This window comes from Streptomyces sp. JW3, assembly GCF_052216785.1.
Lineage (GTDB): Bacteria > Actinomycetota > Actinomycetes > Streptomycetales > Streptomycetaceae > Streptomyces.
Map to the genome: position 1 here is coordinate 1 of NZ_JBQOUX010000083.1, position 13,052 is coordinate 13,052.

Sequence of the window (13,052 nt, forward strand, 5' to 3'; positions counted from 1 at the left end):
GTGCGGCCGGCGCCGGCCCGCCGCGGCGCCGAGGCCGACCCGGTCCAGCAGTTCCGCGACGGCCGGGGCGGCCTCGGCGCGGGTGGCCCCGCGGGCCCGCAGCAGTGGTTCGGCGACGATGTCGGCGATCCGGCGCCGGGGGTTCAGCGAGCCGAACGGGTCCTGGAACACCATCTGGAGGTCGGCCCGGGTGCGGCGGAGCCGGGTGCCCCGCAGCCGGGTGATGTCCAGGCCGAGGAAGTCGATGGTGCCGGAGGCGGGCTCGATCACCCGCAGCAGGGCCCGGCCCAGGGTGGACTTGCCGCAGCCCGACTCGCCGACCAGGCCCAGTGTCTCGCCCTCCAGGATCTCCAGGTCCACGTCGCGCAGCGCCCGTACCCGGCCGCCGGACCGGCCGCGGTACTCCACGCGCAACCGCTCGGCCCGGATGAGCGGCGTGCCGGCCCGGGGCGGGGGGACGGGGGCCGCGGTGGCGGGGATGGCCGGTGGTGAGGTCATGAGCGCCCCTTCTCGGTGTGTACCAGGTCCTGTCCCGCGCGCGCCGACTCCCGTACGGGGCCGGGCAGGACGCAGGCGTCCAGGTGGCCGGGGCCGCCGTGGCGGCGGCGCAGCGCGGGCCGCTCGGCGCACGCGTCCCGGGCGAGGGCGCAGCGCGCGGCGAACGCGCAGCCCGCCGGGCGGTCCACGCCGGTCAGCGGGGCACCGGGGATGGCGGGCAGCCGGTCGGCGACCGGTCCGTCGATCGGCGGTACGGAGCCCAGCAGGCCGATGGTGTACGGGTGCTGGGGGGCGCGGAGCACCTCGTCGCGGGTGCCCTGCTCCACGATGCGGCCCGCGTACATCACGGCGACCCGGTCGGCGACCTCGGCGACCACGCCCAGGTCGTGGGTGATCAGCAGGACGGCGGTGCCGTGGTCGTGGCGGGCCCGCCGGAGCACGGCCAGGACCTGGGCCTGGATGGTCACGTCCAGGGCCGTGGTGGGTTCGTCGGCGATCAGTACGGCGGGGTCGTTGGCCAGGCCCATGGCGATCATCACGCGCTGGCGCATGCCGCCGGACAGCTGGTGCGGCAGGGCGCGGGCGTTGGCGCGGGGACTGGCGATGCCGACCTCGCCGAACAGTTCCACCGCCCGGTCCATGGCCGTCGCGTACGGCATCCTGCGGTGGGCCCGCATCATCTCGGTGACCTGGGCGCCGACCCGGTGCAGCGGGTTGAGTGCCGCGAGCGAGTCCTGGAAGACGACGGCGATGTCCTTGCCGCGGATGCCGCGCAGTTCGCGCTCGGACAGTTCGGCCAGGTTGCGGCCGCCGAAGGCGACCTCGCCGCCGATGTGGGTGCGCGGGCCCCGGTTCAGGCCGACCAGGCTCATGGCCAGCGCGGACTTGCCCGAGCCGGACTCGCCGACCAGGGCGAGGATCTCGCCCCGGCGCAGGGTCAGATCCACACCGGCGACAGCGGGCAGCCGGCCGGCCGGCACGTCGAAGCCGACGGTGAGGCCGCGGATCTCCAGGACGGCGGCCGGCGCCTCCGGGACCGCCACCGGCTGCTCCGAACCCTCCGGCACCGCAGTCGGGCGGTTCGGTGCCGGGGGCGGGGCCTGCTGCCCGCCGTCGGCGGGGGCGGGCCCGGTCACGGCCTGTCGCTCACGGTCGTGGCGGCGGTGTGGATCAGGTCGGCCACCCGTTGCGGGTGCACGAGTGTCGTGTAGTGGCTGCCCGGTACGTGCGCGGTGACGGCGCCCGCCCGGGCGGCCATGTCCCGCTGCGCCCGCGGCCGCAGCGTGCGGTCGTCGTCGGCGACCAGGTACCAGCTGGGCAGGGTGCGCCAGGCCGGTTTCCCGGTCGGCTGCCGGAAGATCGCGTCCTCCGCCTTGCGGCCCTCGGCCTCGACGACGGCCCGGTGCGCGGGCGACAGGTCGGGGCCGATCTCGGCCCAGAACTCCTCGCTCGGCTCCGACTTCCACTCCCCGTTCGGGCCGCGCCGCATGTACGTGGATATCTCCGCGGGCTCGTAGCGCTCGACGATGCCGTTGACGGTCTCGCCCTCCTCGGGTGCGAACGCGGCGACGAAGACCAGGCCGCGGACGGCGCGGTGGCGGCCGGCGTTGGTGATGACCGCGCCCCCGTAGGAGTGGCCGGCCAGCAGCACCGGTCCCGCCAGCTCCTCGACGGCGGCGGTGGTGTGCGCCACGTCCGCCTCCAGGGAGGTGAGCGGGTTGGTGACGGCGACCGTCCGGTGGCCCCGGGCGGCGAGCAGCGGCTCGACCTCCGACCAGGTGGTGGGGCGTCCGCCCGCTCCGTGCACCAGCACGATGTCCATGCGGCTCAGCCTTTCCGTATACGGGGATCGAGGATCATGTAGAGCACGTCCACCGCGTAGTTGACGAGGACGAACAGCAGGGCGATGGCGAGGGCCGCGCCCTGCACCACGGGGTAGTCGCGCTGGAGGACGCCCTGGACCAGGAGCCGGCCCACCCCGCCGTAGGAGAAGACGGTCTCGGTGATCACGGAGCCGCCCAGCAGGGAGCCGAACTGGAGGCCGAGGACGGTGACGATCGGCAGCCAGGAGTTGCGCAGCACATGGCGGCGGATCACCGCGCCCTCGCCGAGCCCCTTCATCCGGGCGGTGCGGACGAAGTCGTCGCCGAGGACGTCGAGGACGGAGGCGCGCACGATGCGGGTGATGTAGCCGGCCATCGACAGGGCCAGGGTGGTGGCGGGCAGGATCAGGTGCTGGAGCCAGGGGCCGATCAGTTCGGGGCGGTTCTGGAGCAGCGCGTCCAGCAGGACGAAGTTGGTGGTGGGGTGGTAGTCGAGGGAGCTGGGCAGCCGGCCGAGGACCGGCAGCCAGCGCAGCTGGACACCGAAGACGACGACGCCGAGCACGCCGAGCGCGAACCACGGCAGGGAGAAGCTGACGGTCGCCACCGTCCGGGTGGTGGTGTCGATCCAGGTGCCCTTGCGCAGCGCGGCGGCCACTCCGGTGAGTACGCCCAGGACCACCGCGACGGTCATCGCGGCCAGGGTGAGTTCGATGGTGCCGGGCAGCGCGTCGCCGAGCAGGCCGAGCACGCTGTTGGAGCCGAAGAAGGACTCGCCGAACCGCAGGTGCACCAGGTTGTCGAGGTAGTCGCCGTACTGGGTCAGCAGCGGCTGGTCGAGGCCGAGGGCGGCGCCGGCCCGGGCCTCGTTGCGGGCGATCTCCTCGGCCGTCAGGTCGCTGCCGCCGCCGGCCAGCGCGGTGGCGGGCGAGCCGGGCAGCAGCCGCATGGCGACGAACACCAGGGTGGCCAGCGCGAACAGGACGACCGGGATGCCCGCGAGCCGGCGCAGCATGGCCCGCAGCGTGTCGGCCCGTTCGGACCGGGGGCGGGCCGGGCGGCGGGTGCGGGGCAGCGGCAGGGTGGTCATGCGGTGCCCTTCGGGTCGAGCGCGTCCCGCAGGTCGTCGCCGACGAAGTTGCAGGCGACGACGGACAGCAGGGTCAGCGCGGCCGGCAGCACCACCAGGCGGGGCGCGGAGTACAGGAACTCCTGGCCGGCCTGGACCATGTAGCCCCAGTCGGGAGTGGGCGGCTGGATGCCGAGGCCGAGGTAGGACAGGCCGGCCGCGAACCCCGCCGCCACCGACAGGGTCATCACGACCTGGGCGACCATCGGCCCGGCGATGTTGGGCAGGATCTCCTGGAGCAGGACGCGCGGGGTGCGGGTGCCGCCCAGCCGGGCGGCGACGACGTAGTCCCGGGCCGTCTCGCGAGCGGTCAGCGCCCGGGCGAGGCGCGCCAGGCCGGGGGCGAGGGAGATGCCGACGCCGACGACGAGGCTGGTGGTGCCCGGTCCGGCGGCCGCGACCAGCAGGATGACCAGGAGGATCGAGGGGAAGGCCAGGGCCAGGTCGACGGCGCGCATCAGCACCTGTTCCACGACCCCGCCCGCGTAGCCGGCCAGCAGTCCGGTGCCGGTGCCGACGGCGGCGGCCAGGGCGGTCGAGGCGAACGCCACGAGCAGCAGCGGCCGGGCCCCGTGCACCAGCCGGGCCAGTTCGTCCCGGCCCAGGTCGTCGGTGCCGAGCAGGTGGCCGGGCGAGCCGAAGGGCAGCAGCGCCGCGGAGGTCTGCCGAACCGGGTCGGCCGCCACCAGCAGCGGTCCGGCCAGGGCGGTCAGGACGATCGCGGCCAGGAACACCCAGGACACCGCGGCGGGCCAGGAGGTGGCGAACCGGCGCCTGCTCGACGCCTTTCCCGGCGCGGCCGCCGGTGCGTCGGCGACGCCGGTGGCGCCGCCCGTGACGTCAGACACTGGCGTCCTCCATGAAGCAGCGGTGGTTGCCCAGTGCGGCGGCGTTGATGCCCTTGACCCCGGCGCCGCTGACCACCAGGTTGGTGGAGCAGGCCAGCATGGCGATCACCATGTACTCCTCCGCCCAGCGCCGCTGGATCTTCGAGTAGGCGGCGGTGCGCGCCGTGCCGACCGGCAGGTTCTTGGCCGTCAGCAGGTCCTCGGCCAGGGTGTCGACGCCGTCGAGGGTGTCCAGGCCGGTGATGGTGGAGCCGTACAGGCCGGTGGGGTTGGCCATGGAGCCGACCATGTTGTTGGGGTCGGGGACGTAGGAGTTGCGCTCCCAGATCATCAGGTCGTGGTAGTCGTCGTCGCCGTCGCTGAGGCGGCTGAAGTAGGAGGCCGGGTCGACGGAGGCGGTCTTCACCTTGAAGCCGGCGTCCTGGAGGTTCTGCTTGACGATCTGCGCGGCCTTGGGGTGCCAGGAGTCGCTCGCGGCCATCAGCCCCAGCTCGCGGCCCTCGGCGCCGGCCTCCTTCAGCAGCCGCTTCGCCTGGGCGAGGTCGCGGGTGCTCAGGTCGGCGAGGCCGGTGTCGTAGCCGTCCTGGGCCGGCGGGACGGCGTAGCCCTTCGGTTCGCTGCCGACGCCGAAGAACGCCTGCTGGACGACGGCCTTGCGGTCGATGGCCAGGTTGATGGCCTGCCGCACCTTCAGTTCGGGCACCCGCCGGGCGTCGATCATCAAGATCGCGTCGAAGCCCTCCTCGGTGTCGTACACGGTGACCGCGGGGTCGGCCTTGAGCTGGTCGACGGCCGAGTACGGGGTGAACTGGGTGGCCGAGATGTCGCCGCTGAGCAGCGAGCTGACGATCGCCGAGGGGTCCTGCACCTGGCGCAGGACCAGGCGGTCGATCGGGGGGCGGCCGAGCCGGAAGCCGTCGAACGCCTTGAGGGTGATGGACTGGCCGGCGGTGGCCGAGGAGAACTGGAAGGGGCCGGTGCCGACGAGGTGTTTGCCGATGTCGGCGCCGTACTTGTCGAGGGCGGCCTTGGAGATGACCCGGCCGCCGATGTCGGAGAGCTGGGCGAGGACGGTGCGGTCGGGTGCCTTGAGCACGAGCTTGACGGTGTGGTCGTCCTCGGCGGTCAGGGCGGCGAGGTTGGTGCCGAGGGAGGCCAGCGGTCTGGTCGCGCCCTTGGGCAGGGTCTTGTTCTCCGGGTCGAACTGCCGGTCGAGGCTGGCGAGGACGTCGGCGGCGGTCAGGGTGGTGCCGTCGTGGAACTTGACGCCCTCGCGGAGGGTGAAGGTGTAGGTGAGCTGGTCGTCGGAGATCTGCCAGCTCTTGGCCAGGTCGGGGGCGGGCTCGTTGGTCTCGAAGGAGATGAAGGTGAGGCCGCGGCAGACGCAGTCGACCGCCATCCAGTCGCCGAGCGTGGTGTAGAAGGCGGGGTCGTTGACCGCGCTGGTGGAGTCGATGGCGAGGGTGAGGGTGCCGCCGCCCGCGCCGGACCCGCCGCCGGACTCCCCCGCCCCGTCGTCGGCCACCCCGCAGGCGGTGAGCAGCGGGGACAGTCCGAAGCCCACGCCGACGCCGAGGAGGCCGGCGCCGCGCAGCAGGGAGCGGCGGGACATCTGTGATCCCCGCGACTGATCCGACATGAGGGCCTCCTTGGGCGCCGTTCCTTGGGGGAGAACCAGAGAATGGATCTCATCTTGCCTGGATTGGATCCAACTGCATGCTGTCCGGTTCGCGAGTCCGAGCCGTGTCCCGGGTGTTACGACCGCATGAAACCCGGATCTTGCATGACATCGGACGAGATGTGCTGACGCTTCGTCAGGTTCCGCAGCAGTGGTCGCCGCCGGCCGACGGGTCGGGGATGTCCATGGCCGGGTTGCGGTCGAAGAAGCCGTCCGGTTCCAGGACCAGCCGCACCCGGTCGACCGGCATCACCGGCCACTGCTCGGGCCGGGGGAAGTGATGGGTGCCGACGACCGGCCACAGCACCAGCTCCGCCCCGTCCAGCGAGCGGTCCTTGCGCTGCCACACCTGTACGCCGTCCTCACCGGGCTCCGCCTGGTTCGGGTACTGGCCGCCGACGTACCGCTCGGCCGGGTCGGCGACCGTCGCCCACAGGTGCTGGTGGACGAAGGGCGCCCGGCGGGCCATCACCGACTCGGGCCGGGCGAAGGGCCGGGTGGTGTGGGGCAGCAGCAGCCGGTACGCGGTCGGCTCGCCGTAACGGTTCACCTTGTCCGCGCTCTCCACCCGCCAGTGCCGGGAGGTCGCCGGGTCGGTCCGGCGGGCGGCCTGAGACTCCGACAGCAGCGGGGTGCGCACCATGCGGACCGCGTTGCCGTACGGGTCGTGCCGGGGGTCGTCCTCCGCCTCGGCGTTCTCCTCGACCAGCCGGTTGAGCGGGCCGTCCACGGCGGTGTCCAGGCGCAGCCCGAAGTAGTGCTGGTGGGTGGGGGCCTGGACGTTGCGGGAGACCACCCGGCCGTGCCGCACCTCGGCGCCCTCCTCGATGCCGGAGGCCGACAGCATGCCGGTCAGCTTGATCTCCAGCTCGATCCGGCCGTCCTGGTAGAGCGACCAGTAGAAGCCGTAGTCGTAGTTGGCCACCGTCTGGAAGCTGGAGACGATCAGGCGGCGGGAGCGGCGCACCTCGCTGACGCCGCGGCGCAGGTCGTTGTGTTTCCAGAGGATGCCGTCGTCCTCCTCGTGCAGGCAGATCGCCTGGGCGATCTCCTCGGCGGTGCCGTCACCGCCGAGGTAGGAGGCGTCGAAGTAGTGGATGACACCCAGGCAGTCGCAGCCCAGGGCGAGGGAGTTGGTCAGCGGGCCGGCGCCGTACTCGCCCCAGTCGAAGAAGTTCTTGCGGAACTGCGTGGAGCTGGGGTCGAGGTAGGGGACGTACATCTCGTTGCAGGCGGCCCGCTTGAGCACCGAGCGCCCCAGGAAGGCCAGGTCGTACAGGACCAGGCCCTCGCGGTGGGTGAAGCCGACCCGCAGCTCCCAGCCCTGCCAGCTCACCCGGTGTCCGTCGACGGTGAAGCTCGGCCCCTCGGGCTGCACCACCTCCAGCGGCTTCAGTCCCTCGCGGTCCGGGCCGAACCCGCCGGCCGCCAGCGGGCCCGCCTCCGCGGAGACCGGGACGACACCGTGGTCCTCGACCTCCAGCACCTCCATCGTCGCCATGTCGATGATCGGTACGACGCCCTGCACGGGGCGCACATAGGCGTTGTCGTCCTCCTGGACCCGGTGCCAGACCGAGCCCCAGGTGAGCCTGCGGTCCTGGTACTTCTCCGGTACGAAGCCGCCGATGGACTCCGCGTCGATCACCGTCAGCGACACGTCGTGGATGCCCCGCCGGGCCAGCGCCTCGCGGAACAGCGGGCTCTCGCGACAGGCCCGGGCCGCCGCGCGCGCCTCCGTGGAGGTGATGCCGGGGCGCCGGACGTCCACCGGGTGCCACCGCACGCAGCGCGGCTCGGCCCCCAGCTGGACGTCGATCTCCCAGGCGCCGGGCAGGTCGTGGTCCATCGCCACCAGGCCGACCCGGATCTCACCGGCCGGCCGCCGGCCGGCCAGCACCTCGCGGGCGAAGTCCTCGTCCAGCACCGCGCCCCAGAACCGGGTCCGCTCGCCGAGCCTGCCGTCGGCCCGGGCCACGGCGACGGCCGCGTCGATCTCGGCCGGGGACAGCGGGTCGAGCGGGTGCGTGCGGGCGCGGCGCGCGGGGACACGGGTGCTGACACTGTGGGGAGAGTTGTTCACGAAGCGCTCCGCTCTTCCGCTGCGGCCGGTACACGGACCGGCCGGGTTGGATCCTGTGGGCTATAGAATGGATACATACCGTTGTTCGGTCCCGACCCGAGGGAGACCTCATGGACACCGCCCCGGCCCCCGACGCGGACTCCCCCGCCGGGAAGGGCAAGGCACTCGTCGACGACACCGCCGCCGCGATCCGCGCGCGGATCCTGTCCGGTGAGATCCCCATCGGGGCGCAGTTGCGCCAGGCCGAACTCGCCGGGCTGCTCGGGGTGAGCCGGACCCCCGTGCGGGAGGCGCTGCGGCAGCTCCAGGCGGGCGGCCTGATCGAGGTGCTGCCCCACCGCGGCGCCGTGGTCCGCGTCCCCGCGCCCTGGGAGGTCCGCGAGGCGTACGAGGTCCGCGCCGAACTGGAGGGGCTGGCCTGTGTCCGGGCGGTCCGCGCCATCACCCCCGACGTGCTGCGGGAGTTGCGCGCGGCCAACGAGACGGTGCGCGCGGTCAGCGGCCGGCCGGCGCCCGATGCGGGTGCCTCGCCGTCCACCGCCGCCAACGACTGCTTCCACACGCTGATCCACACCGTCGCCGGCAACCAGCGCCTGGCCCGCGCCATCAAGGACGTCAACGAGGCGTTCCCGCGCAATGTCTCCGCCCTGGTCCTGCACGACAACCCGCGCCACCGGGAGGACAACATCCGCGAGCACGAGCTGATCGTGGAGGCGCTGGCCGCGGAGGACGCGGAGCGGGCGCGCGGTGCGATGAAGGCCCATGTGATCAGCGCGGGCGAGCAGTTGGCCCGTTGGTACGAGCAGCGGTCGGCCACCGTGTTCACGGGCTGACCCGGTGTCCGCGCGGGTGCCGGGGCTCATGATCCGGCCCCCGGGCGGCCGGGCCGGGCGATGCCGCCCATCGCGGCCGGGGACAGGAAGTCCAGATCCGGTCGGCCCGCGCCCTGCGCCAGGTCGGCGAGCGCGGCGCCCAGGGCGGGCCCGAACTTGAAGCCGTGTCCGGAACAGGCCGCCGCGACCAGCACCCGGTCCTCGCCCGGCAGCGGGCCGACGGCGAACCGGTTGCCGGGGGCCATCGTGTAGCGGCAGGTGACCGTCTCCTCTACCGGCCCGTCGGCCGCCGGCAGGAACCGGGAGGCCAGCCCGAGCAGCCGGTCGCGTTCGGCCGCGGTGACCGGGGCGGCCGGTGCCGAGGGGTCCTCCTCCGGCCCGTGGTCCAGGCCGATCTTGACGCCGGCGCCGTCGATCGCCGGGATGCCGTACAGCAGCCCGAGGTCCGGGACCTCGACGGAGAAGGCGCCCAGCAGCGGCGGTTCCAGCAGGTGCCGACGGGTGGAGCCGAGGTGGACGTTGACGATGCGGACCACGCGCAGCGGGCGGGCGAAGGCGGGCAGCAGCTCCCCGGTCCAGGGGCCCGCGCAGATGATCAGCCGGTCCGCGCGCAGCACGCCGCGCTCGGTGTCGACCCGTACGCCGTCGCCGTCCCGGCGCCAGCCGAGCACCGCGCAGCCGTCCCGCCGGTCCACGCCGTGCGCCCGGCCGAGCCCGGCGAGGGCGGTGAGCGCGGCGTGGGCGTCGATGACGCCGGCGGCCGGGTCGTGGACCGCGGTGAAGCCCTCGCACAGCCGCAGCCCGGGGAACAGGTCGGCGGCGCGGGCGTGGTCCACGGTCGCGCAGCCGGGGCCGCGCAGGGTGCCCGGGGCGCCGGCCGGCCGCGCGTAGAGGCCGCCGGTGGTCGTCACGAGCCGTCGGCCCGCCGCGCGTTCGAGTTCCGCCCAGGCCGCGTAGGCGGTGTCGACCAGGCCGTCCCAGACCGGGGACGGGTAGGCGCGCCGGATCATCCGGGTCCGGCCGTGCGAGGAGCCCTCGGTGTGACCGGCCGGGAACCGGTCGAGGTGGATGACGTGGACGCCCCGGGCGGCGAGGTGCCAGGCGGCGGACGAGCCGTGTATACCGGCGCCGACGACGATGACGTCGGCGCGGTCGCCCGGGTGGACGGGGTGGCGGGAGGGGGCGGGGAGGGGGGCGGGGTCGGGCGCAGGCACGGGCACGGGCACGGGCGCAGACACGGGCGCGGGGTCGGTCACGGGATCGGGGTCGGGATCGGTCACGGCATCGGGACCGGGCACAGGCACAGAGCCGGGCACGGGCACAGGACCGGGCACAGGCGCAGGACCGGACACGGGCACAGGACCGGACACAGGCACAGAACCGGGCACAGGCACAGAACCGGGCACGGCGGCCGAGCCGGATCCGCCCGTGCCTCTCCGCCCCGCCCCGCGCCGCTGCTCGCGGGCTGTGAGTGCCGCGAGCAGGGCGTCCACGTCGTCCGCGTCGTTGTAGACGTGCAGGGAGGCGCGGGCGACCCGGTCCAGGCCGCGGCGGCCCAGGTCCCACTGGCCGTGCGCGGCGGGCACCGTCGTCAGCCGGAACCCGGCGATCCGCAGGTCCCGCACCGTCTCGCGCGGGTCCTCGCCCTCGCACCGGAAGGTCACGATGCCCGAGGCCGCCGCCGGCGGGTCGGTGACCCGGACGCCCGGCACGGCCGGCAGGCCCGCCCGCAGCCGGTCGGCCAGCGAGGTGACGTGGTCCCGGATCCGTGCGACGCCGAGGGCGAGGGTCTGGTCCAGCGCGGTGCCGAGCCCGAGCCGCAGCGCGTGCGAGGACTCCCACGTCTCGTAGCGCCGCGCGCCCGGCACCACTTCGTAGCGGTAGGCCGCCGACCACTGGGCGCCGCGTACGTCGGGCGCGGCCGGCCGGGCCCGCTCCCGCATCGCTGGGCTGACGTACAGCAGGCCGGTGCCGCGCGGTCCGCGCAGGAACTTGCGGCCGGTGGCGACGACGATGCCGCAGCCCAGTTCCGCGACGCCGACCGGGAGCTGACCGAGCGACTGGGTGGCGTCCAGCAGCAGCGGCACCCCGGCGCGGGCGGCGAGCGCGCCCGCCTCGGCGACCGGCTCCACCAGCCCGGAGGTGGTGGGGACATGGGCGACGGTGAGGAGCGCGGCCGGCCGGCGCAGCGCCCGTTCCAGGGCGCCGAGGTCCAGCTGCCCGCTCGGGTCGGCGGGCAGCACCTCCAGCTCGATGCCGTGCGAGTCCCGCAGCTCCAGCAGGTGCAGGGCGGAGCTGACGTACGTGGAGGACGAGGCCAGGACCCGGTCGCCGGGCTTCAGCCGCAGGGCCGCCAGCGCCCGCTGCCAGGCCGTCGAGGCGCTGTCCACCAGGGCGATGTCCGACGCCGCCGCGCCGAGCAGCCGGGCCGCCGAGCGGTACACCTCCTCGGTGCGGCCGGCCAGCGCCTCGGCCGCCTCGTAGCCGCCGAGCAGCGCCTCCAGCCGCAGGTGTTCGGTGACGGTGTCCAGGGTCGCGGTGCTGGGCAGGGCCGCGCCGGCGGCGTTCAGGTGGCGGGCGTGCCGGGTGCCGGGGGTGGCGGCGCGCAGCGCGGCGATGTCGAGGGCCGGTCCCGGCGCCGGTGGCGGGAGGGGGACCGCTGCCGTGTCGGTACTCATAGTGCGACGACCACCGCCTTGCGCTCGCAGTAGGAGAACAGGGCGTCGTCGCCCAGGTCCCGGCCCAGTCCGGAGTCGCCGACCCCGCCGAAGGGCAGTGCCGGGTCGAAGACGTTGTACGTGTTGATCCACACCGTTCCGGCCCGCAGCCGCGCGGCGACGCGGTGGGCGCGGGACAGGTCCCGGGTCCATACGCCGGCGGCGAGTCCGTAGGCGGTGTCGTTGCCGAGGGCGACGGCCTCCTCGTCGTCCTCGAAGGGGATCACGCCCAGCACCGGGCCGAAGATCTCCTCGCGGGCGATCCGCATGTCGTTGGTGACGTTCGTGAACAGCGCCGGCTCGACGAAGTAGCCGGGCCGGTCCGGTGCGTGGCCGCCGGTCACCAGCTTCGCGCCCTCGGCGACGCCGGCCGCGACGTAGGACAGCACCTGGGCGCGCTGCTCCGCGGAGACCAGCGGGCCGACGGTGACCCCGCCGTCCAGTCCGTCTCCGACCGGTACCCGGCGCACCGCGGCGGTCAGGCGTTCCTCCATCTCGGCGAGGACGCTGCGCTGGACCAGCAGTCTGCTGCCGGCCGTGCACATCTGTCCGGAGTGGCCGAAGGCGGCCCGCACGGCGGTGGTGACGGCGGCGTCGAGGTCGGCGTCGGCGAAGACGATGTGCGGGCTCTTGCCGCCGAGTTCCAGGGTGAGGCGTTTGACGGTGGGGGCGGCGGCGCCCATCACCTGCCGGCCGACCTCGGTGGAGCCGGTGAAGGACACCTTGGCGACGCCCGGGTGGGTGGTCAGCGCGGCGCCGACCTCGCCGTCGCCGGTGAGGACGTTGAGCACGCCCGCCGGCAGGCCCGCCGCCTCGCACAGCGCGGCGACGCGGAGCATGGTCAGCGGGGTCTGCTCGGCGGGTTTGACGACGACGGCGCAGCCGGCGGCGAGCGCGGGGGCCAGCTTGAAGCAGGCGGTCATGACGGGGAAGTTCCACGGCAGGATCAGCGCGGCCACGCCGACCGGTTCGGGCACCGTGTAGACGTGGTGGCCGGCGTCGAGGGGCACGACCGTGCCGGCCAGCCGGGTGGGGGCGCCCGCGAAGTGCCGGAACGTCCGGGCGCTCAGCGCGGTGTCGGCGCGGGAGCGTTCGATCGGCTTGCCGTTGTCGCGAGTCTCCAGCACCGCCAGTTCCTCGGCGTGCTCCTCGATCAGCTCGGCGATCCGGTGCAGCACCCGGCTCCGTTCGGCGGCCGGCAGGCCGCGCCAGCGGCCGTCCGCGTGCGCCCGGGCGGCAGCGGCCACGGCGGCGTCGACGTCCTCGTCGGTGGCCTGTGCGACGCGGGTCAGGACGGTTTCGGAAGCCGGGTCCAGGACCGGGAAGGTGCGGCGGTCGCCGGGGGCGATCCACCGGCCGTCGACCAGGAAGGGTTCCAGCGGCAGGGGTTGGGCCTTGAACGGGGTCATGGAGCCTTCCGTGAGGTGTCGGCCGGCCGCGGCGGGC

At 74.3% G+C, this 13,052-nt stretch carries 10 protein-coding genes; 1 reads left to right on the plus strand and 9 read right to left on the minus strand.

The genetic code is table 11. The features are described 5' to 3' along the window. From ACTT8P_RS27715 to ACTT8P_RS27745, 7 genes are all read right to left on the minus strand, one after another. Positions 1-498, minus strand: a 498-nt coding sequence (locus ACTT8P_RS27715; RefSeq protein WP_442834489.1) for an ATP-binding cassette domain-containing protein, incomplete at its 3' end; no start/stop codon positions are given. Beyond that, positions 495-1,634: an ABC transporter ATP-binding protein gene (locus ACTT8P_RS27720; RefSeq protein WP_442834490.1), complete on the minus strand. Its 1,140-nt coding sequence runs from the start codon at positions 1,632-1,634 to the stop codon at positions 495-497. The genes ACTT8P_RS27715 and ACTT8P_RS27720, both read right to left, overlap by 4 nt. Continuing rightward, positions 1,631-2,320: an alpha/beta hydrolase gene (locus ACTT8P_RS27725; protein WP_442834491.1), complete on the minus strand. Its 690-nt coding sequence runs from the start codon at positions 2,318-2,320 to the stop codon at positions 1,631-1,633. Before ACTT8P_RS27725 ends, ACTT8P_RS27720 begins: the two co-directional genes overlap by 4 nt. A gap of 5 nt (positions 2,321-2,325) precedes the next feature. Continuing rightward, positions 2,326-3,411 carry an ABC transporter permease gene (locus ACTT8P_RS27730; protein ID WP_442834492.1) on the minus strand — a complete coding sequence of 362 codons (1,086 nt, stop codon included), beginning with the start codon at positions 3,409-3,411 and terminating at the stop codon, positions 2,326-2,328. Then, complete coding sequence (locus ACTT8P_RS27735; RefSeq protein WP_442834493.1) at positions 3,408-4,298, minus strand: ABC transporter permease; 891 nt, start codon at positions 4,296-4,298, stop codon at positions 3,408-3,410. Before ACTT8P_RS27735 ends, ACTT8P_RS27730 begins: the two co-directional genes overlap by 4 nt. Further along, a complete protein-coding gene (locus ACTT8P_RS27740; RefSeq protein ID WP_442834494.1) occupies positions 4,291-5,937 on the minus strand; it encodes an ABC transporter substrate-binding protein in 1,647 nt (548 codons plus the stop codon). The genes ACTT8P_RS27735 and ACTT8P_RS27740 overlap by 8 nt, the downstream gene beginning before the upstream one ends. 175 nt (positions 5,938-6,112) lie before the next feature. Beyond that, positions 6,113-8,056, minus strand: coding sequence for a primary-amine oxidase (locus ACTT8P_RS27745; RefSeq protein WP_442834495.1), 1,944 nt, complete (start codon positions 8,054-8,056; stop codon positions 6,113-6,115). A 110-nt stretch (positions 8,057-8,166) separates the two neighbouring features. Here ACTT8P_RS27745 and ACTT8P_RS27750 point away from each other — a divergent pair, with 110 nt between their 5' ends. Beyond that, positions 8,167-8,889, plus strand: coding sequence for a GntR family transcriptional regulator (locus ACTT8P_RS27750; RefSeq protein ID WP_442834496.1), 723 nt, complete (start codon positions 8,167-8,169; stop codon positions 8,887-8,889). A 26-nt stretch (positions 8,890-8,915) separates the two neighbouring features. Here the strand turns inward: ACTT8P_RS27750 and solA are convergent, their stop codons facing one another. Both solA and ACTT8P_RS27760 read right to left on the minus strand, forming a co-directional pair. Continuing rightward, positions 8,916-11,567 carry an N-methyl-L-tryptophan oxidase gene (gene solA / locus ACTT8P_RS27755; protein WP_442834497.1) on the minus strand — a complete coding sequence of 884 codons (2,652 nt, stop codon included), beginning with the start codon at positions 11,565-11,567 and terminating at the stop codon, positions 8,916-8,918. Beyond that, on the minus strand, positions 11,564-13,015 hold the full coding sequence (locus ACTT8P_RS27760) for an aldehyde dehydrogenase family protein (protein ID WP_442834498.1): 1,452 nt from the start codon (positions 13,013-13,015) through the stop codon (positions 11,564-11,566). The genes solA and ACTT8P_RS27760 overlap by 4 nt, the downstream gene beginning before the upstream one ends. Positions 13,016-13,052: the final 37 nt, after the last annotated feature.